Raw genomic sequence first — 20,031 nt, 5'->3', positions numbered from 1 at the left:
AAAAAAACGGGCTAACCCGTACTGGTTAACCCGCAAGCTTGGGAACGCTCAGAGCGACTATTTTTGAACGATCAACTTAACGTTGGCGTTTTGCAGACCACGCTGCTTAACTTCAGACAGAGTTTTGTTAACAGCGTACTTCTGGTTAATAGAGTTGATTAATTCGGTTTGGTTGTGCTTCTTAGCAACGCCCCACAGGTCAGCGATCAGGTCATAGGTGCCATCGCTGTTGCGAGACCAACCTAAATCATACTCACCTTCGAGAACTGCTACTAAGTCAGCGCGAACACGTTGGCCATTGTAGCCGCGAACATCTGCGTTAGTCTTAACAGAGATACCTAAATCGCGTAAAGAAGTCTTTAAGATTTCGGCATCAGAGATTTTGGTACGCAGAGTGCTGAAATGAGACATTGGGATATCCTCCTAGTGGAACTGAAAACGAAACAACAACGGTTTTGGATTTTAACGGATACCGCCTTGAATTTGTAGCGTAGACGCTGATGACAAGAGCGGTTTTTTTTCAGAAACTGCTAGCCTTTTTTGTGCTAGCCTATCCTCCTGTTTGGACCAGGAGAAAGCCTTTAAAATTCCATACGCTGATATTCAGCGACGGAAGATGCAGCCGGCCGCGCCCGCTGACGCGCCCAATCTCGCAGGGCCGTGACCTGTTCGTTCATGGTCTTCGACAGCGGTAGTGTCGCTTTAATTGCGGCTATGATGTCAAGCTGCGTAAACTCTCGGTCTTGAGCAAAAGCTTCGTACATTGCAGCGACGAGCGCTTGCTCAATTTCTGCCCCTGAGAACCCTTCAGAAACCGTAGACAACTGATCTAAGTCGAAGCGGTCAATTTCTGAACGTCGTTTGGACAGGTGAATTTTGAAAATATCTTGCCGTTCCTCTTTAGTGGGAAGGTCTACAAAGAAAATCTCATCAAATCGTCCTTTCCGCAAGAACTCTCCTGGTAATCGTTCCACACGGTTCGCCGTCGCCATCACAAACACAGGTGATGTTTTTTCTTGCATCCAAGTCAGGAAAGAACCAAAGATTCGGCTAGATGTTCCGCCATCGGAGTCGGCTGAACCTGAATTTCCCGCGAAGGATTTGTCTAGCTCGTCGATAAACAGAATTGCAGGTGAAATCGATTCGGCTGTCTTTAATGCGTTGCGTAAGTTCGCCTCGGAGCGTCCCACCATCGAGCCGTCATAAACTCGGCCCATATCCAACCTCAGCAAGGGTAAACCCCATAAACGAGAGGTGGTTTTCGCAATCAAAGACTTTCCACAACCGGGTATTCCCAGAATCAGCATCCCTTTCGGCTGCGGTAAACCGTATTCTCTAGCTCGTTCGGTGAAGGCATTGGAACGTTGTTTTAACCAGCGTTTTAGCTCCTCCAAACCTCCCACAGCATCAATCGTTTCATCAACATCGATATATTCTAATATCCCGTTGCGCCGAATAAGCTGCTTTTTCTCAGACAGAACAATCTCAACTTCGGCTTCAGTTAGACGACCCGCCGTTACATAAGCTTTACGGTAAACCTTCTCGGCCTCATCTTTCGTTAACCCCAGAGTCGCTTTTAAGAGCTTCTCTCGCGTTTCCGTACTGATTCGACGAGAACGGGCTTGTTCCAACTGAGCCGACAGAACTTGATTTAGCTCTTTCATGTCCGGTAGAGCGAAGTCGAGAACAACCACTTCCTTCTCTAGCTCAATCGGGATTTCTTGCACCGGAGACATCAGAATGATAGTCTTGTTGGTGTCTTTGAAACTGGCGATCGCATCCCGCAAACACCGGGTCACTTCTGGAGAATCCTTAAAGGGATGCAAATCTTTGAAAATGTAAATACTGCCACTTACATTGGGTTCTCGATGTCGAATGACCCACTCAACTGCCGCCTGGGGAGAAACTGTATTGGACTGAACAGTGGTGCGCGGTTGATCGTATTTGACTAAGCCACGGGTGACTGTCCATACATAAACTTCTCGTTGACGCTTGGCCTGTGCAATTCTGGCGATTGTCTGCTCAGACCGCTCCTCCTCGGATGTGACGAGGTAGATCAGAGGATATCGAGCTTCAATTAAGATTCCTAGTTCTTCTTGCATAGTCCTCGATCCAATAGAGACGGTACAACATTATCTGGTGAAGGGTTTATTATAACTCTTTCACTCAAATCTGAACACGACAGGTGCGCCCAAACTGCGAGCGAGAGTTTATAGATTTAACAGGGAACTAATTTTTCTTCTCCCTGTTGAGCGGAGGGGGTATCAACCTGCTGCACTTGTTGAAGATCGAGTTCGTCTTCGGTCAGTACGCTCGGTTGGTTCTTCAGTGAAACGAGATCACCTTCCCTGAGAACAACTGAGTTGGCACATTCGGGACAAGAGTATACCCGATGTGTTTGCCCATGTGATGCTTCTATTTCATCGACTACCTCTGGATTATTGAGGTAAAAGATGATCGCCCGTTCAGCTAGAGAAGACATCGGTTCTGATTCAACTGCCGCTTTAATTTTTAATTGGCGGTGCAGTTGGGGCGGAATATATAACGTTACCTTTTGCTTACTTTGCATAGGACAGTGAACTTGTGTACCCGGGTATGTATTACAAGATAAAGGTATTTTTCTAAGATGTCAAGACGGTATGCTGCTATGACGGTGTTTTTTTTACATTTCGTTACATTTACGGGCGATCTAAAGCCAAAAACCCGCACAAAATCGGCATTTGAGGCACTTCTTGTGAATTTAGGCCATCAGCTATGCTGAAAGAAGAAGGTTTGGAAAGTCCAATTATGACAAAAACCCCTCCCCGCCAACGGAAAAGAACCGCAGTTGTGACCCTTGTTTTAATTGCATCCGTCGGACTCAAAGCCTGTGAATCTTCTAAAAGACGAGAAGTTTATCGCAATCTCCAAGACTGTCAGCGAGATTGGAATCAAGTCGAACTCTGCGAACCGATCACCGATGGTTCCTATCCCGCCGGCTATCATTATGGCCCCTACTACCGACGTCGCAGTGGGAGATACTATTATTACCGCACCTACAACAGTCCTCCCCGATCCGTACCCCGCAGCGCCGGAATTGTCACCACCTCTCCGAGTCGTCCCAGTTCCTCGGTTGGTACCGTCAAGCGAGGCGGATTTGGTTCGGGGAGCCGAGTCGGGGGACGAGCCGGTAGCCGAGGCGGTTAACTTAAGTTTAAGTCGTCAAAAGTCCCCAAACTGGGAACTCTAATCGCAAATCATCAATATCATATTAAAAAAGCAGGTGTAGCTATGAAACGCATCCCCCTCAAACCGCGTCCCCACTGGGAGCAAAAATGCGATGAGGTTGGATTTCACTTTTACAACTACGGTGGACTCTACTGGAACGAAAGCGTCTGTTATCAGTTTACATCTCAAGAAATAGACTCACTCGAAGCCGCAACCGAAGAACTCCATCAGCTTTGTCTGGAAGCCGTCGCGCGCATAATTGCAGAAGAACGCTACAGCCAGCTTTCCATCCCGCCAGAATTTTTTCAAATTTGTTGTCAGTCCTGGGAACGAGACGACCCCACCCTGTACGGTCGCTTTGATTTTGTCTATGATGGCATCGGTCCCCCCAAACTCCTCGAATACAACGCCGATACTCCCACCGCCTTACTCGAAGCCAGTATTGTTCAGTGGACCTGGTTAGAAGAAGTCTTCCCCGATGCGGATCAATTTAACTCCATTCACGAAAAACTACTGGCACAATTTCAATATATTTATTCTCGCCTATCTGGTCGCCAAAGATATCTACACTTTACCTGCGAACGGGACAGCACAGAAGACCTCGGAACCGTTGAATACCTGCGAGATGTCGCCATTCAAGCCGGGTTTGAAACCCAACATCTCTATATAGATGAAATCGGCTGGAACTTCACCCAAGAAATCTTTTGTGACCTCGAAAACAATCCCATTCAAGCCCTGTTTAAACTTTACCCTTGGGAATGGATGATCGACGAAGACTTCGGAAAACAGCTTTTAAATGAACCGATGCTGCTGTTAGAACCGGCTTGGAAAATGATCCTCAGCAACAAAGCCATTTTACCCATTTTATGGGAATTTTTTCCCGATCATCCCAACCTACTACCCGCCTATTTTGACTCAACTCAACTCCAGCATCCTTATCTGAGTAAACCGATCTTTTCCCGCGAAGGGGGTAATGTTACCATCTATTATGGCGATCGCTCCTATCAAACCGAAGGCATCTATCAAGACCAACCCCTAATTTATCAGTCCTACTGGCCCTTACCCCAGTTTGACAGTTATTATCCTGTTATTGGATCGTGGATTATCGGTGAGGAAGCAGCCGGAATCGGTATTCGAGAAGATCAAACTCCCATTACCCAAAATACCAGCCAGTTTATCCCTCACTACTTTGTCTGAATTCTCAGAGCTTCCTTTACCCTCTTGCCTTGCCTAAACGTACAAATTCATTCCCTCAAATTTGGGGCGAACCCCAAGAGATTTTCGGGTTTAAAAAGCCAAGGTAAAACCCTAAAAAAATTTTACCTTTGTCACTCTTCAAATATCAGAGTGCGGTTTTTAAACATAGAGTTGGGTTGAATTTATTTTTACGGATTTACATGAAAATTTTATTCGCACCCGGACTGGCATCAATAGAAATTGGCAAAACCATCAATTTTTATTGATGCAAAATAAAAACAGATCAAAGCTGACGCACAGCACAAAAAACCAATAAATTCAAAACTCATCAAGATCAAAATCTATGGAAATCACAACAGAAATACTGGGTCAGTATAACAAAAGCTTAATCGCGCTTTCATTGATCGTCGCTGTCATCGCTTCCTATACCGCTTTAGACTTAGCAAAACAGGTGAAACTTGAACATCACAAACGGAAAAGCCTGATCTGGTTATTGGGAGGAGCGATCGCGATGGGAGGCGGAATTTGGTCAATGCACTTCATCGCCATGCTTGCCTTTCATTTACCCATACCCATACACTACAATATGCCTATAACATCACTATCTCTAGCGTTAGCGATCGCCGCTTCGGGTTTGGCATTATGGCTATTGCGTCAACCGAATGCCAATCGATTATGGCTAATTGGAGGTAGTATATGTATGGGAATTGCGATCGCTTTGATGCACTACACAGGCATGGCAGCCCTACAACTGCAAGCTCAAATGCGATACGATCTCCCGATTGTCATTTTATCTATTATCATAGCGATACTAGCATCGGGCGCCGCTTTGGGATTAGCATTTCAATCGCAAAATTCAAATGGTAGCCAGGAACTTTGGCAAAAAATAGGCAGCGCAACAATTATGGGAGTTGCAATTAGTGGAATGCACTATAGTGGAATGTGGGCAACTCACTTTTTTGCAAAAGGAGTATTACCGACTGATACTTTCGCCCAGTTTAATCAATGTTTGCTGGCGGTTGGGGTGGCTATAATTACCCTAATTCTATTAATCTTTACCCTGGTTAGCAGCTTTTTTGATCGGCGTCTATACGCCCATCAAATGCGAGAAAAAGCCCTGGCAGAAAGCGAACAACGGTTTCAGACTCTGATTCGGGAAATGCAAGTGGGCGTATTACTCCTAAATAATCGTGCTGATATTTTAACGAGCAATCTATCAGCACAAACATTATTAAAGCTACAACCCGAAACCGAAACCCCTCAAATCTTTGGTAAAAGTTTGCAGTTTTTACAAGAAGATGGCAGCGATTTTCCCCTAGAAAAACTTCCCGTACAATCTGCCATTCGTCAACGTCAACCTGTTCGTAATATTATTATCGGAATTGCCGAATCAGAACCGAAAAATCCTGAGAAATGGCTATTAGTGAACGCCACTCCCCAACTTTCAGAAAACGGTAGTGTTGAGCGAGTCGTTTGTACGGTTAGCGACATCACCCAACAAAAGCAAACCGAAGCCGCTTTGAGAGCCTCAGAAGAACGATTTTCCCTAGCTGTAGAAGGGTCAAACGATGGCATTTGGGACTGGGATATCCGAAGTGGAAAAGCTTATATATCTTCTCGCTGGAAAGCTATGTTAGGTTATTGTGATTGGGAATTACCCAACCATCTCGACTCGTTTAAAAAAATCCTGCATCCCGAAGACTCAGAACGGGTTTTTAACATTCTAAATAACTATCTAAATCGAGAAATTCCTTACTATGAAGTCGAGTTTAGAGCTATCACTAAACAAGGAAATATTCGATGGATACTTTGTCGGGGTGTGGCGCTGTGGGATAGTAACAATAAACCTTATCGCATGGCGGGTTCTAATACCGATATTACCGAACGCAAACAAGTTGAACAAGCCTTACAAGAAAATGCAAAACGGGAAAGATCAATTGTTCAAGTCATGCAAAGAATGCGGGAAACTCTCGAACTAAAAACGATATTTAATGCAACCACCGAAGAACTAAGACAAGCGTTGTGTTGTTCGCGGGTTCTGGTTTATCGTTTCAACCCCGACTGGAGTGGAGAAGTGATCGCCGAGTCTGTGATGTCAGGATGGACAAAATTAATCCCCACCAGCGAAGATCAAGCCTATCTCACTGAAATTACAGTTAATCAGCCCAATTGTACGGCGAAATTACTCGAAAGCGGCGAAGCTTGGATAGAAGATACTTATTTAAAAGAAAATCAAGGCGGATTTTATCGTCAAGGAAAAAGTTATTATCGCTCTGTCCGGGATATTTATCAAGCCGGATTTGATGATTGTTATCTGAATTTATTAGAGCAATTACAAGCTCGTTCTTATACCATTGCACCGATTTTCTGTGGAACTAATTTATGGGGGTTACTCTGCGCCTATCAAAATGGAACACCGAGAGAATGGACAAAAGCAGAAATTAAAATTATTACTCAAATTGGAAGTCAGTTGGGGGTAGCTGTTCAACAAGCGGAATTATTTGCTAAAACTCAACAGCAAGCCGAAGAACTTCAAGAAGCCAAAGAAACCGCAGATCGAGCGAACAAGGCTAAGAGTGAATTTTTAGCTTCAATGAGTCACGAACTCCGCACGCCGTTAAATGCTATTTTGGGTTTTGCACAATTGATGAATAAGGATTCTAGTATCGAGTCTGAACATCATCAACATCTGGAAATTATCAGTCGAGCCGGTGAACATTTGCTCAATTTAATTAATGATATTTTAGAAATGTCAAAAATTGAGGCGGGTCGGGTGACGCTGACGGAAACGGATTTTGATTTACTTCGTCTGCTGGAAAATTTAGAAAAAATGTTGCGTTTGAAAGCCGAATCGAAAGGATTATTGCTGAGATTTGAACAAGACGAACAATTACCTCAATGGGTAAACGCAGATGAAAAGAAGTTGCGCCAGATCTTAATTAATCTTTTGAGTAATGCAATTAAGTTTACCGCATCAGGTTGTATAATTTTAAGAGCATTTAGAGTTTATAAACCCCAAAGAATAGAAACAGAAAATCGTTCGGTTAAAAGCAATTTTGTCACGATTCGCTTTGAAGTTTCAGATACAGGTCAGGGTATGGCTGAACATGAATTAGAGCGGTTATTTCAAGCCTTTTATCAAACTGAAAGCGGTTTAAAATCCGGCGAGGGTACGGGTTTGGGATTATCGATTAGTCAACAATTTGTGCAACTGATGGGTGGAGAAATAACCGTTAAATCTGAAGTTAATGTGGGGAGTACATTTACTTTTGAAATCCCTCTCACTTGTATTGAACCTCAAAATCATCACAGAAACTATCCTTCTCAAAGTATTATCCGTTTGGCACCCGAACAGCCAAATGTTCGGATTTTAATCGCCGAAGATCAACCCGCTAATCGTCTTTTACTGGTGAAATTACTATCGGAAATTGGCTTTGAAATTCGAGAAGCGAGTAATGGTCAAGAAGCGGTTGAAATTTGTTCGAGTTGGCAACCCGATTTAATCTTAATGGATATGCGAATGTCTGTAATGAATGGTTTGGAGGCGACTCAACACATTAATGCTATGTCTTTGGCGAAAAAACCTGTTATTATTGCTTTGACAGCCAGTACATTTGAGTCAGAAAAACAAGCGGTTTTTGAGGCGGGATGTCAGGATTTTGTCGGGAAGCCATTTCAACAAGATGAACTCTTGGAAGTGATTAGAAAACATTTGGGCATTCAATATATGTATGCTGAAGATGAATCTCAAAATAGTCATTCATATTATCAATCTTTTGAATCGGAAAAGATGCAGTTTGTTTCGAGTATTGAGGCGTTAGAGACAATGCCAAAAGACTGGGTTGAACAGCTTTATCAAGCGGCTCAAGCTTGTAGCGATTTATTAATTTGCGAACTAATTGATTACATTCCTCCCGAAAATCAAATCTTAGCAGATACTTTAAAAGAGTTAGTTGATAATTTTCGTTACGATCATATTATGGAATTAACCGAGTCTAAAATAGTCGTAAAATCATCATAATTAATGACATCCTAAAGACCCGGTTTTTCAATCTACCGGGTTTTTAAATAAGTCCTAAAATCTAATTATTTCATCGCCTCAAAAATCAGATTTAATAGACGTTTTTGAACGCCGGGAGTTTTTAAGACTTCTTTATTGGCGCTGAAAGGCTGCAAACCAAACAAAAACACATCATATTTAGTCCCAATTTTATACCCGCTAGCCTTGAAGGTCGCTTCGTATTCTGCGGGAACCATAATATTTTCAATCCAGTATTCACCGTGAATGGTTTGATTGTCAAAAAAAGCGATTCCCATGCTTCCTTTTTTGTCGCGAAAAAACTTGATCTGTCGTACTTGACGTTCTTTTGCACCTGCTAAATCAGAAATTAAATCAGCCGCTCCCATAAGTTGATTTAGGTCAAACATTAAACTCGCTCCTGTTTGTGAAAATTACGCTAAATTGGTCGAGAATAAAAATCCCTCTCCGAGTCGGAGAGGAACACAACAGAGGTTACAATAATGGTCGAATAAAGTGATTAGAAAGAGAGAAAATCGGAACGAACCCAACCTTCTGCACCGGATTGATAAAATCGAACATAATACCAAATATATCCATCTCCTCCGTCAGAACTATTTAAAACTTCTACCCAGTCTCCAGCTACACCATAATGAGGAGAATTCGCTTGAGTGGTTGGTGCAGTCCGAACGTTAATTTGAGCGCCGGGATCATTTGCAGTTAAACGAGCAGAAGTAGCAAATGCAGGTAATGCAGTCGCAACACAAACGCTAGCAGCAGCAGTGATGGTCAATAAAATTTGCTTCAATTTCATGGGTTTATCCTCAGGTAAAATTAATGGAATTAAACTTTATAAGCAGGTTAGAAAATCGGCATTAATTGGATGAAAAGCCAATAAGAGCCGAAGTTTTTAATGCCTTTTTTTTGCGTTGTTTTCAAGCTTTTTGCTTGCTTATTTCTATTATTGCCTCAGAAAATTCCGAGCGCCATCAGTAGTTCTTCGGAAAAACAAAAAAACTTTTTTTCTCACTCATTTCCGTATTTCCACTGAGGTCAAATCACCATAATTTGAGTTATTGCACTTGAAGGGATGCTGAGGACAAAGTAGAGTGGGTCAAACCATTAACTCGCTGATGACGGACGAGCGGGGGAATTTGACCCACCCGACAACTGATGAGGGACGAGCGGGGGAATTTGACACCCGACAACTGATGACGGACGAGCGGGGGAATTTGACGGGGAGCAAACTTGAGCTATTCTGTAGTCAATGATCTATCTCTACTGCGGTTGGCTGATAGAATTAATAAAATTTATGGGTTGAGTTTCAAGTATCTATGAAAGATATTGTTTTAGACATCAAAAATCTGCGAGTTCAGTTTCAAAGTGACGAAAAGGTTGTACAAGCGGTCAACGATATTTCTTTTCAGGTTAAACGCGGACAAACTCTCGGTATTGTCGGCGAATCCGGTTCGGGAAAATCCGTCACCTCTCTCGCCATTATGGGGTTGCTTTCTCCCGATACTTCTCAAGTCAGTGGAGAAATTTTGTTTCGTTTCAGCAACAATCTCAACGAATCTCAGCCTCATTCAGAATTGATTAATTTACTGCAATTATCACCCCAAGAAAAACAGCAATTTCGAGGGGGACAAATTGCGATGGTTTTTCAGGAACCGATGAGTTCTCTGAACCCGGTTTATACTATCGGTTTTCAACTGACAGAAGCGATTAAACAACACGAAGACGTTTCGCCTCGACAGGCGATGTGGAAAGCAACTTCTTTGCTTCAAGAAGTTAAACTTCTCCCCTCCGATGAAGAATTACTCGCACGAGTAGAAGCCGAACTTGCTGCAACAGATACCCCCAATAATACTCTAAAAACTGCCAAGGAACAACGAAATGATCGACGGGATTTGATGGGCTATGTTAACGCTCAAAAACGAGCCATGCTTGACCGCTATCCTCACGAACTTTCGGGGGGTCAATTGCAACGGGTAATGATTGCGATCGCGATTTCTTGTAACCCGACTTTGTTAATTGCAGATGAACCCACAACCGCTTTAGATGTGACGGTACAGGCGACAATTCTTGATTTATTACGGGAGTTATGTAGTCGTCGGGGAATGTCAATGATTTTTATTACCCATGATTTGGGAGTCATTGCTGAAATTGCGGATACCGTTGCGGTTATGTATCGGGGTAAAATTGTTGAATCGGGTTCGATTCGTTCCATCTTTTTAACGCCACAACATCCCTACACAAAAGGTTTATTAGCTTGTCGTCCTCCCCTCGATATTAAAGTTGAACGTCTCCCGACCATTTCTGATTTTATGGAAGTTGAAACCGGCGCAACGGGAGAGTTAGAAATTCGAGAAAAGAACACAGAAATGAATGAAATTCAAGGGTTGAATTCTCCGCCCCAAGAGAGACAAGCTTCTACAACGGCTTTACTTTCTGTTGAACACCTGCGAGTTGGGTTTAAAGTTTCGGGAATGTTTGGGGAAACGAAACGTTTATTTATGGCGGTGAATGATGTTTCTTTTCAGGTTTATCAAGGGGAAACTTTGGGTTTAGTTGGAGAGTCCGGCTGTGGTAAAAGTACATTAGCCAGAGCGTTATTACAACTGATTCCGGTGGTCAGCGGGAAAGTGATATTTGATGGGGAAAATATTACGAAAATCTATTCTCAAGCTTCCGTTTTTGACAAGATTAAGAACTATAACAAACAAAAAGAATATGATCAAAAGCGACAAAAGTTAAGGCGAGAAATGCAAATTGTTTTTCAAGATCCCTTTAGTTCCCTCGATCCTCGGATGACAATTGGAGATACAATTATGGAACCGATGTTAATTCATGGTGTCGGTAAAAACGGGAAAGAACGGCGCGATCGCGCAGCTTATTTATTAGAAAGAGTGGAAATGAAACCGGACTGGATGGGACGTTATCCCCATGAATTTTCCGGGGGACAAAGACAGCGAGTTTGTATTGCGCGATCGTTGGCTTTAAACCCCAAGTTTATCATTTGTGATGAGTCAGTTTCCGCTTTAGATGTTTCGGTTCAAGCCCAAGTTTTGAACTTGTTAAAGGAACTACAAGCCGAATTTGGGTTAACTTATATCTTCATTTCCCACGATTTAAGTGTGGTCAAATTTATTAGCGATCGCATTATGGTAATGAATCGGGGGAAAATCGAAGAAATCGGTCAAGCCGAAGACATTTATCAGCGTCCGCAAACCGAGTATACTCGTCAGCTAATTGCTTCAATTCCAACGGGAGATATTAAACAATTGGCGAGTTAAATTTTGTTAGTTCTGTCGGGAGTATAAATCCAATCAAACTTCAGACTTGACCTGAATAAACTGTTCGGTGAAGTTAATCAATTCTCGCTCTTGAAATTCTCGAGCGAGTTTTTCAATTTGTTCGGCAAAAGGTACATATTTCGCATCAAGCTGTTTAATAATCTTTGCCTGTTTAATAATTCCCTTAATATGACCTTGCAGAACCAAATTATACAACTCCTCTAACTCTTTTTGGGGAGGGGGGACGATTTCTGTTATTTCAATAGAATTATTTAACGGTTTTGAGACCGTAATATCTTCATAAATAAACTCTAAATTGAGATGGTTTTGGAGTTGTTCCATTAACTGTTTAGCTTGAACAGGTTTAGGTAAAAAATCATTCGCTCCCACATCCAAGCTTTGACGCTGATCGGACTCAAACACACTCGCAGAGGAAACAATAATGATTAAATCTTTGAACTTCTCGGAAGATCGAATTCGTTGAATAAATTCAAATCCATCCCACTGAGGCATGACTAAATCTGTAATCACCAAATCGGGAGAAAAGGCTTGAATGGTGTTCCAAGCTTCCCAACCGTTCCCCGCTTCTTCTATCTCAAATCCAATCGGTTCTAAGATAGAAATTAGCACGGAACGGTTTTCCCAACGGTCATCAATAATCAAAATTTTCGGTCTAGTTCCTTTAAGTCCAATAATATTTTTGTCGGGTTCATTCTGTTTAACTGGAGTTACTTGTGTGCCTATCGGTAAATCTAAATCCATCCAAAAAATACTACCTTTTCCCTTTTGACTCATCACTTGAATTTGACTTCCCATCAGTTGTATAATTCTCTGGCTAATCACCAATCCCAGTCCGGTTCCTTCGCTTTGTATTTTTCCGTCGCCAACCTGTTCAAAAGGTTGAAAAAGACGAGATTGTTCTTCCGAAGTCATCCCGACTCCAGTATCGCAAATTTCAAAGCGAGTTTGACCTAACTCCGTTTGAGTTATTTTAAAACTTACACAACCCTCCCGAGTAAATTTAATCGCATTACTCAGCAAATTAACTAACACTTGTCGCAAACGTTTTTCATCCGCTAGAATCACTTCGGGAAGTTGACTTTCGGCTTCATAAATAAAAGAAATTCCCTTCAATTCCGCTTTGATGCGGCACATCTCCACCACCCCTTGCAAGAAAGCTGAAAAATGAAATTCAGAGGGATTGAGTTCCATCTTCCGAGCTTCAATTTTGGAAAGATCTAAGATATCATTAATTAGGGTGAGCAAGTGAGAACCACATTGATGAATAATCTCAATTTTACTTCCATCAACTTCGGGCAAAGTACGAGAACGTTGTAAAATTTGAGTGTAGCCTAAAATTCCATTGAGAGGCGTTCGGAGTTCGTGGCTCATATTAGCCAAAAATTCACTTTTAGCTCGATTCGCAACTTCGGCTTTTTCTTTGGCGTCTTCGAGTTCTGCGGTTCGTTCTTTCACTCTTTCTTCTAAATCAGCGTTCGCTTTTTCGAGAGAATTAAAAGAGGTTTGAAGTTGATGAGCCATATAATTAAACGAGTTGGCTAGTTCTTCGATTTCTTGAAAACGACCATCAGCTTGAACGGTTTTATTAAATTCTCCTTTGGCAATTGTTCGGGCGGCTTTATTCAACTTTTCTATCGGTTGAGTCATCCAACGAGCGGTGAGAATTCCGGCAACTGTAGCCCCCATTAAAGCAACTGCACAAAGCAAAAGTGTTGAGCGAGCATTTTCGTTAATTTCTGCCATAAAATCCGACTCGGGAATAACAACCGCAATTAACCAATCAATTCCCCGCTCGTCTCGAAAGGGTTGAACGTGTAAAAATTGCGCTTCTCCTTTTAACTTAAATTCAAACTGTTGAGGTTGATTAATCTCGGTAAAACTATTAAATTTATCCTTTAACTCGGTTGCTGCTGCTGCAATTAATTCGGTTGAACTTTGAGTCGCTTGCAGTCGCACCTTTTGGTTATTTTCAAATAAAATTGGGTCGTAGCCATCAGAACTTCCGATCAATTCTCCCGTGCGTTCGATAATAAAAACTTCTCCGGATTTCCCCACCTGTAACTTTTTTAAAAATTGACTAATTTGATCTAAATTTAGTATAATGGTAGCAACTCCTTGAAGTTGACCTTTCCCATCATAAAGCGGATGAGCCACAGTGGTGGCTAGAGAATCATTTGAAGAATGACTAATCGATAAATAAATCTCACTAAAAATCGGTTGACCTGCGGCTTTAGCGGCTTGATACCAAGGTCGCTGACGAATATCTAAATTACGAACTCGCACAGTTGAACGAAGTCTGCGTCTTTGTTCATCAACTTGATAACTGTAGAAATCTCCTTTTGTACGAGAGTCAGCATATTCAATGTAGTATTTTTTTTCATTATTAATTTTATCGCTTGTCACCGCAATCACCGAACCGGATGACTCACTTCCAAATCCAAAACCTGTCATTGAATGATAAACTTTTAATCTATCCCAGAGTAAAACTTCTAAAGTTCTGACATCATTGGGATCGAGATTTTCTCGTCTGATAGCCGCAACAGTATCTTGATTAATTTTAAAAGGTTGATCGATAAATGATTTTAATTCGCCGTTAACTCGGGCTGTAATTTCTTGTTGTAATTGTGCGGCGAGATCGTTAACCGCCCGTTGGCCATTTCTAAAAGAGAGATACCCCACCAAACCGACTGCGATCATAATTTGCAGGAGAAATGGTGTGACAATAATGACCTGTAAGGGAATTCGGGCCAAAGGAAAGCCTTTGAAGTTATCATTAGTTTTAACCATAACTCCTATCTGTTAAAAAGGGGCAATGAATACCTCGCCAAGACTAACTCTATGACTATAGATTGTTCATGGCTGTTGTGTTAAAAGCGATTGCAACCCAGCAGAGAAAGTAGTCTGTTTATACTTTAACGTTTTTCTTCAATTTTCAAAAAGATTTTGCAACAGAACTTCATAGTGCCGATCTTGTATAATGGATAACTTAACCGCCCTCGGAAAACCCAAAAGATAATGTGTTTTTATAAACTGTTGAAAAACCGGGATTTAAAAGGATATTTTAAAATTAAATGGTTTTCAAAAAGTTACTTCTAAAAAACGCTTTTCTCGAACTACGATTAGAGAAAGTAAATAGAAAAATAGGCTGTTGTAGCTTGTCAACTACTCCAGCCTTTCAACACTTGAATTAACTCAGAAAAGCTTTGAACGCAAAATGAGGTAAAGCCAACATACGACGCCAGCGCCAGGGTTCTTGATAAAGTCGATAAAGCCACTCTAAATGATTGTCACAAAACCAAGCCGGCGCCCGTTTTTTCACCCCCGCCCAAATATCAAAACTTCCCCCCACTCCAATCCAAATCGAATTGGGACATAAATGACGATTTTGGGCAATCCACAACTCTTGACGCGGCACGCCCAAACCCACAAAAATAACTCGGGGTTGTAAATCTTTCAAGGTATCTTTTAACTGTTCTTCTTCAGAAGCCGAAAGATAACCGTGATAAGATGCGATCGCCAAGTTGGGAAATTTTTGTTGAAATCGATCCGCCGCCCGTTGAGCAACTCCCGGTTTTCCGCCATAGAAAAAAACCAGATCCGCACAATTTTGTTGACCGATTTTTTGTAAGAAAGACTCGGCTAATTCAATCCCCGGACAGCGCTGGGTTTGTTTTCCTTTTAGCCGTAAATAGAGAACAATTCCCGCCCCATCGGGTATGACTAATTCAGCCCCATGAATGACATCCGCCAGATGCCGATCGCGATCGGCTTGCATAGCCATTTCAGCATTCAAAGTAATCACATGAGTTCCTAACCCTTTATACAGACGGTTAAGCAACCAATGATGATAATTATGATGCAGATGAACGGGAAGTCCTAAAACGGGAAACCTATTAATGGTAGATTCACCCAACAGCATCACATCATTCATAAGATTTTTTTAACCACCTCACACACACTACTATTGAGACTAACCGATCTGGTCTCGATTGGCTACCATAAACGGGTTTATTGTCGGGAGAAGGAACAGGGGACAGTTCTACAGTTTACAGTGACCAGTTTTTACAGTGAACAGTGACCAGTAATCAGTGAACAGTGATGAATTATCCATTATCAATTATCAATCTTCCCTGTAACCTATCACCTGTAACTGGTCACTGATCGCTGATTATTGGTCACTGGTTACTGCTTACTGCATAACTGACAACTGAAAACACTGGTGACTGTTTACAGTAGTGCATCCAGTAAAATCCCTCCCCCAAACCGAACCGTATCCGTACAAGGTAAACCCGTTTCGGATTGAACTTGCGCGATCGCTTCGTTAGCTACATCTTCGGCTAAACCATAAGTATTCAGGCTAATTCCGACAATTTTTGCAGATTCCATCGCGCCCCCCACACAAGCAACATTTTCGTATAATTCAATCACCTGAGATAAAGGAGGAATAACCACATGAGGATGATTGCGAATATGAGTTTGTCCGGCACGATGGGCTAAAATTAAATCCGTCGGTTGACTTCCCCGCAACAGGGGTAAAGTCGCCGTTGAACCCGGATGAATTAACGAACCCTGTCCTTCAACGATTAGTAAATCATAATCGCTTCCAAACCGCATTACCATTTGTTCCACCGCACCGGCTGCAAAATCGACCCGCACCGAGTCTAAGGGAATGCCATCTTCTCCTAACATTAATCCCCCTTGACCGGTGGCGAGAAATTTAGATCGAATTCCCCGTTGTTTTGCAGTTTTATTGAGTTCTAAACCGGTTGACATTTTCCCAATTGCCATATCGGTTCCAACGGTTAAAACTCGCCGACAACTCAGTTGACGCGCCGCAGCGCTGGCAATTTTTAAACCCGGTGGTTCTTGACGAATATCCCAAATCCATTGTTGAGGCTTTAGAATTTGGTTAATCTTATTTTGATGTCGTTGTTCAACTAAAGGAATTAATTGGGTATGTAAGCCGTTAACAATCGATAATTCCGCTTCTAACGCCCCATCGAGATCGACCCACCATTCCTCCGGTAAAGCGCCCCCTGACGGTGCAATTCCAATCATTAGAATATTGGGATTATAAGCGATCGCATCCTTCACCGAAGCCACAATCGGCACATCTCGGTTAATTCCCGTCAGTTCACATAAGGACTGTCCCGCACAGTCGCGATCGATGACTGCGACAATATTAGCCTGAGAATAGCGCAGCAAAGACAGTCCCGTTTTACCAACAGAACCGAGAATACCTTCATGTAACAGGATGGCTAACCGCCCCGCTTGGATTTGAGATTGGGGATTTTCAGGGGTCATATCGGTTTGAGTTCTAGATAACTAGCGATCGCTATAAAATAGTTATTGATCGGTTGAACTTAATCATACCGCCTGTTTGTAAGTCTGCGATCGCCGTCAAAAAATAACTAGCCGCCTCATCAATACAAATCCCGCTCGTTATTACTCAGCAACAGTCTCGCTAAATTGTTCTCGAATAATTAATCCCGACCACAGTGTAAATCCTAAAACCGTTAAACCGGTTAATCCATCGGTGAGGATAAAAAAGTGCATTTTCAATGAGAAATCTGACCAAGTTCCAAAGCAATAATGCGCTAAACTATCTAAACCTGAAAATGAATAGAGGGTTAAACAGAGATAAGCCAGCCAAAATCTTTGACTGCGATACAAGCCGTAACCGACAATACCAATCATTGTCCAAATTATCCACGATACATAAATTGAACGGGGAGTAATCCAATCGGGTTGGGGATATTGCTCAATATAAAGATAATTATCGGTAAAGTGAATAGCCGTAGAAATTATACAAGCGAGCAGAAAAACTTTCAGCAGGAGTTGACGTTTAGCAATAAAATTCATGCCGGATTAACCTTTTCGGAAATCGGGGTTTATTTAATTTGCCAGTTTATCACGATGAACAGATCACTCATCTTAAAAAAAACTGAAATTCATCCGTTTGACTTTCCGACAACTTAATCCTCGGCAAGATTGGGTGATAAAAAATCCTCAGCTTTTTGAAAAAGCCGAGGAGAACTACCCATAGATTTCACAAATCCAATCCAAACAGAAAGTCAAGTCAATGATAAAATACCAGCCCAATAAAATAGAAAGCTGTAACAGAACAGTGAAGCGAAATTATTATTGACAAACGGCTACACCATCGGCTTTCGTAATTGAAAACGCATCAAATTCTCCCATCTCAAACTCACCCACAACAGTCACCTGTTCCCCGGCAGACAGATGACGAGCGGTATTATCTCCGCAAACATCCCAAGAATCAACGGTAATCGCCCGATTGTCACTTTGCAAGCGGAAACCATCTTCCCAAACCCGTTCAATGGTACCGGAAAAAGAACCATTATTGGCTTGAACAATACCGGGAAAAACAGTCACCGCAACCACACCGAGTACAATTGTGCCGATGATTTCTAATTTCATGGGAACTCTCCAAAAAAGAATAATTTTAAATAGATGTATTGGGAAGTAGACCGTTAAGACGGGTTAACTTCTCATGGTTTAAACAATAACGCCACAAAATGACAAGAAAATGACAAGGCTAAATCTTTCTCTATTTTTGATTAAGCTGTCTTCTCACTTCTTCAAAAAAATTTTCAACTTCAACCGTGCGGGACTGTCCGCAGAACAGTTAGACTTGACTTTTATAGTGACAACGATCAATTCATGCTCGATACACTCGATCTCAATTTAACGCTCGACAAAGAAACCTATAACAGCCAGATTGAAAGCTTAATGCAAAAATTGCGATCGCTGCAACAAACCTGTTGGGAAAAGAAACTTCCCGCTATGATAGTCTTGGAAGGTTGGGCCGCCGCCGGAAAAGGGGCGCTCGTCAAAAAAATGGTCGGCTACATGGACCCGCGAGGATTTATTGTCCATCCTATTTGGCCGCCAACCCGAGAAGAACGCCGCTATCCGTTTATGTGGCGATTTTGGCAAAAACTCCCCGCCCAAGGTCAAATCGGCATTTTTTACCACAGTTGGTATACCCACGTTCTCGAAGATAGACTATTTGGACGACTGACCGAAGCCGAAGTACCGATGGCGATGCGACAAATTAACGCCTTTGAACGCCAAATGGTAGACGATGGGGCGGTAATTGCAAAATTTTGGATTCATATTAGCCAAAAAGAACTCAAGCGTCGCCTGAAAAAAGCCGCCAAAGACGAGTTAAAAGCGTGGCAAGTTCGTTCAGAAGATTGGCAACAAGAAAAAAATTATGACACCTATTTAGCCTTCGCCGAAGATATGTTAATTCATACCAGCACCGGCGCGGCACCTTGGACGTTGGTAGAAGGCGATAATCAACGCTATGCTCGAATTAAAGTTCTCTCGGCAATGGTTGCCACCCTCAAAGAAGGATTGGACCGGTTACAGGTTCAACTGCCGCCGGTGAGAACCCCGCTACAAGACCACCTCGACCCCACCGAACCCAATCCCCTCGGACAAGTCGATTTAACTCATACTCTCTCCGAAGACGACTACAAACACAAACTCTCCCAACAACAGGCCCGTTTGGGTAAGCTGCAACGGGACATTTACGAACAACAAATTCCGGTGTTGGCGGTGTTTGAAGGTTGGGATGCGGCCGGAAAAGGCGGGGCAATTAAACGGCTCACCGATATTTTAGATCCCCGCAGCTATCAAGTGCAACCCTTTGCGGCGCCGACGGATGAGGAAAAAAGCCATCATTATCTGTGGCGGTTTTGGCGACGTTTACCGCCGGCCGGGAAAATTGGGATTTTTGACCGCAGTTGGTACGGTCGAGTTTTGGTTGAACGGGTCGAAGGCTTTGCGACAGATGAAGAATGGCGACGGGCCTATCGAGAAATTAACGAATTTGAAGAACAGCTTACCAGTGCCGGTTATGTGTTGGTGAAGTTTTGGCTGCACATCGACTTAGACGAACAACTGAAGCGATTTGCTGCGCGTAAAGACAATCCTTTTAAACAGTATAAGCTCACCGATGAAGATTGGCGCAATCGGGAAAAATGGCCTTTTTATGAGGTGGCCGTTAACCAGATGATTCAACGCACTCATACACCGACGGCACCTTGGACAATTGTAGGGGCCAATTGTAAGTATTCCGCTCGGGTGCAAGTGGTGGAAACGGTAGTCGAAGCGGTTGAGTATGAGTTACAACGTCGCTCAAAGCAAAAACCGTGAAAATTCTGTTGACCGTTTGATCAGCTTGACTAATATTGAGAATAGGCTTTAAAACTGCCCATCGTTTCTGTAAACTTTAGCCATATCCAAATTGGAATTTCCATC

15 protein-coding genes are annotated in these 20,031 nt (G+C 42.5%); 5 read left to right on the top strand and 10 right to left on the bottom strand.

The window, feature by feature from the left end:
- Positions 1-57: 57 nt before the first annotated feature.
- The 3 genes from ACL6C3_RS18630 to ACL6C3_RS18620 all read right to left on the bottom strand — a co-directional run bounded on the left by ACL6C3_RS18630 (position 58) and on the right by ACL6C3_RS18620 (position 2,569).
- Positions 58-411 carry a DUF1257 domain-containing protein gene (locus tag ACL6C3_RS18630; protein WP_413160532.1) on the bottom strand — a complete coding sequence of 118 codons (354 nt, stop codon included), beginning with the start codon at positions 409-411 and terminating at the stop codon, positions 58-60.
- 170 nt (positions 412-581) lie between these two features.
- A complete protein-coding gene (locus ACL6C3_RS18625; RefSeq protein ID WP_413160531.1) occupies positions 582-2,102 on the bottom strand; it encodes an AAA family ATPase in 1,521 nt (506 codons plus the stop codon).
- 116 nt (positions 2,103-2,218) lie between these two features.
- Complete coding sequence (locus ACL6C3_RS18620; protein ID WP_413160530.1) at positions 2,219-2,569, bottom strand: hypothetical protein; 351 nt, start codon at positions 2,567-2,569, stop codon at positions 2,219-2,221.
- Between the two features lie 185 nt (positions 2,570-2,754).
- Between ACL6C3_RS18620 and ACL6C3_RS18615 the strand changes: the two genes are divergently transcribed.
- The 3 genes from ACL6C3_RS18615 (at position 2,755) to ACL6C3_RS18605 (ending at position 8,425) form a co-directional block, all read left to right on the top strand.
- Positions 2,755-3,186, top strand: a complete 432-nt coding sequence (locus ACL6C3_RS18615; RefSeq protein ID WP_413160529.1) for a hypothetical protein — start codon at positions 2,755-2,757, stop codon at positions 3,184-3,186.
- 84 nt (positions 3,187-3,270) lie between these two features.
- A complete protein-coding gene (locus ACL6C3_RS18610) occupies positions 3,271-4,404 on the top strand; it encodes a glutathionylspermidine synthase family protein (protein WP_413160528.1) in 1,134 nt (377 codons plus the stop codon).
- Positions 4,405-4,747: 343 nt separating this feature from the next.
- Positions 4,748-8,425: an MHYT domain-containing protein gene (locus tag ACL6C3_RS18605; RefSeq protein WP_413160527.1), complete on the top strand. Its 3,678-nt coding sequence runs from the start codon at positions 4,748-4,750 to the stop codon at positions 8,423-8,425.
- A 65-nt stretch (positions 8,426-8,490) separates the two neighbouring features.
- On the opposite strand, the gene ACL6C3_RS18600 is transcribed toward ACL6C3_RS18605, so the two are convergent.
- Together ACL6C3_RS18600 and ACL6C3_RS18595 are read right to left on the bottom strand one after the other, a co-directional pair.
- On the bottom strand, positions 8,491-8,832 hold the full coding sequence (locus ACL6C3_RS18600) for a hypothetical protein (RefSeq protein ID WP_413160526.1): 342 nt from the start codon (positions 8,830-8,832) through the stop codon (positions 8,491-8,493).
- 110 nt (positions 8,833-8,942) lie between these two features.
- On the bottom strand, positions 8,943-9,236 hold the full coding sequence (locus ACL6C3_RS18595; RefSeq protein ID WP_413160525.1) for an SH3 domain-containing protein: 294 nt from the start codon (positions 9,234-9,236) through the stop codon (positions 8,943-8,945).
- A gap of 520 nt (positions 9,237-9,756) precedes the next feature.
- On the opposite strand from ACL6C3_RS18595, the gene ACL6C3_RS18590 reads away from it, so the two are divergent.
- Positions 9,757-11,718: an ABC transporter ATP-binding protein gene (locus tag ACL6C3_RS18590; protein ID WP_413160524.1), complete on the top strand. Its 1,962-nt coding sequence runs from the start codon at positions 9,757-9,759 to the stop codon at positions 11,716-11,718.
- 33 nt (positions 11,719-11,751) lie between these two features.
- Here ACL6C3_RS18590 and ACL6C3_RS18585 read toward each other — a convergent pair whose 3' ends face one another.
- The 5 genes from ACL6C3_RS18585 to ACL6C3_RS18565 all read right to left on the bottom strand — a co-directional run bounded on the left by ACL6C3_RS18585 (position 11,752) and on the right by ACL6C3_RS18565 (position 18,180).
- Complete coding sequence (locus ACL6C3_RS18585; RefSeq protein WP_413160523.1) at positions 11,752-14,526, bottom strand: ATP-binding protein; 2,775 nt, start codon at positions 14,524-14,526, stop codon at positions 11,752-11,754.
- Positions 14,527-14,926: 400 nt separating this feature from the next.
- Positions 14,927-15,670 (bottom strand): WecB/TagA/CpsF family glycosyltransferase, encoded by a 744-nt coding sequence (locus ACL6C3_RS18580; protein ID WP_413160522.1) that lies wholly within the window; start codon positions 15,668-15,670, stop codon positions 14,927-14,929.
- A gap of 296 nt (positions 15,671-15,966) precedes the next feature.
- Positions 15,967-17,043 (bottom strand): DUF1611 domain-containing protein, encoded by a 1,077-nt coding sequence (locus ACL6C3_RS18575; protein ID WP_413160521.1) that lies wholly within the window; start codon positions 17,041-17,043, stop codon positions 15,967-15,969.
- 141 nt (positions 17,044-17,184) lie between these two features.
- Positions 17,185-17,601 carry a hypothetical protein gene (locus ACL6C3_RS18570; RefSeq protein ID WP_413160520.1) on the bottom strand — a complete coding sequence of 139 codons (417 nt, stop codon included), beginning with the start codon at positions 17,599-17,601 and terminating at the stop codon, positions 17,185-17,187.
- Between the two features lie 279 nt (positions 17,602-17,880).
- Positions 17,881-18,180: a hypothetical protein gene (locus tag ACL6C3_RS18565; protein ID WP_413160519.1), complete on the bottom strand. Its 300-nt coding sequence runs from the start codon at positions 18,178-18,180 to the stop codon at positions 17,881-17,883.
- A 243-nt stretch (positions 18,181-18,423) separates the two neighbouring features.
- Between ACL6C3_RS18565 and pap the strand changes: the two genes are divergently transcribed.
- Positions 18,424-19,926, top strand: a complete 1,503-nt coding sequence (pap, locus tag ACL6C3_RS18560; RefSeq protein ID WP_413160518.1) for a polyphosphate:AMP phosphotransferase — start codon at positions 18,424-18,426, stop codon at positions 19,924-19,926.
- Positions 19,927-20,031 lie beyond the last annotated feature (105 nt).

It is taken from the genome of Capilliphycus salinus ALCB114379 (assembly GCF_047276495.1).
Lineage (GTDB): Bacteria > Cyanobacteriota > Cyanobacteriia > Cyanobacteriales > Microcoleaceae > Capilliphycus > Capilliphycus salinus.
This window is presented reverse-complemented; position numbering and strand designations above follow the sequence as displayed.

Bases quoted from the DNA above. Each gene is read 5' to 3' on its own strand.
- ACL6C3_RS18630 (WP_413160532.1), bottom strand. From the start codon at position 411: ATGTCTCATTTCAGCACTCTGCGTACCAAAATCTCTGATGCCGAAATC.
- ACL6C3_RS18625 (WP_413160531.1), bottom strand. From the start codon at position 2,102: ATGCAAGAAGAACTAGGAATCTTAATTGAAGCTCGATATCCTCTGATC.
- ACL6C3_RS18620 (WP_413160530.1), bottom strand. From the start codon at position 2,569: ATGCAAAGTAAGCAAAAGGTAACGTTATATATTCCGCCCCAACTGCAC.
- ACL6C3_RS18615 (WP_413160529.1), top strand. From the start codon at position 2,755: ATGCTGAAAGAAGAAGGTTTGGAAAGTCCAATTATGACAAAAACCCCT.
- ACL6C3_RS18610 (WP_413160528.1), top strand. From the start codon at position 3,271: ATGAAACGCATCCCCCTCAAACCGCGTCCCCACTGGGAGCAAAAATGC.
- ACL6C3_RS18605 (WP_413160527.1), top strand. From the start codon at position 4,748: ATGGAAATCACAACAGAAATACTGGGTCAGTATAACAAAAGCTTAATC.
- ACL6C3_RS18600 (WP_413160526.1), bottom strand. From the start codon at position 8,832: ATGTTTGACCTAAATCAACTTATGGGAGCGGCTGATTTAATTTCTGAT.
- ACL6C3_RS18595 (WP_413160525.1), bottom strand. From the start codon at position 9,236: ATGAAATTGAAGCAAATTTTATTGACCATCACTGCTGCTGCTAGCGTT.
- ACL6C3_RS18590 (WP_413160524.1), top strand. From the start codon at position 9,757: ATGAAAGATATTGTTTTAGACATCAAAAATCTGCGAGTTCAGTTTCAA.
- ACL6C3_RS18585 (WP_413160523.1), bottom strand. From the start codon at position 14,526: ATGGTTAAAACTAATGATAACTTCAAAGGCTTTCCTTTGGCCCGAATT.
- ACL6C3_RS18580 (WP_413160522.1), bottom strand. From the start codon at position 15,670: ATGAATGATGTGATGCTGTTGGGTGAATCTACCATTAATAGGTTTCCC.
- ACL6C3_RS18575 (WP_413160521.1), bottom strand. From the start codon at position 17,043: ATGACCCCTGAAAATCCCCAATCTCAAATCCAAGCGGGGCGGTTAGCC.
- ACL6C3_RS18570 (WP_413160520.1), bottom strand. From the start codon at position 17,601: ATGAATTTTATTGCTAAACGTCAACTCCTGCTGAAAGTTTTTCTGCTC.
- ACL6C3_RS18565 (WP_413160519.1), bottom strand. From the start codon at position 18,180: ATGAAATTAGAAATCATCGGCACAATTGTACTCGGTGTGGTTGCGGTG.
- pap (WP_413160518.1), top strand. From the start codon at position 18,424: ATGCTCGATACACTCGATCTCAATTTAACGCTCGACAAAGAAACCTAT.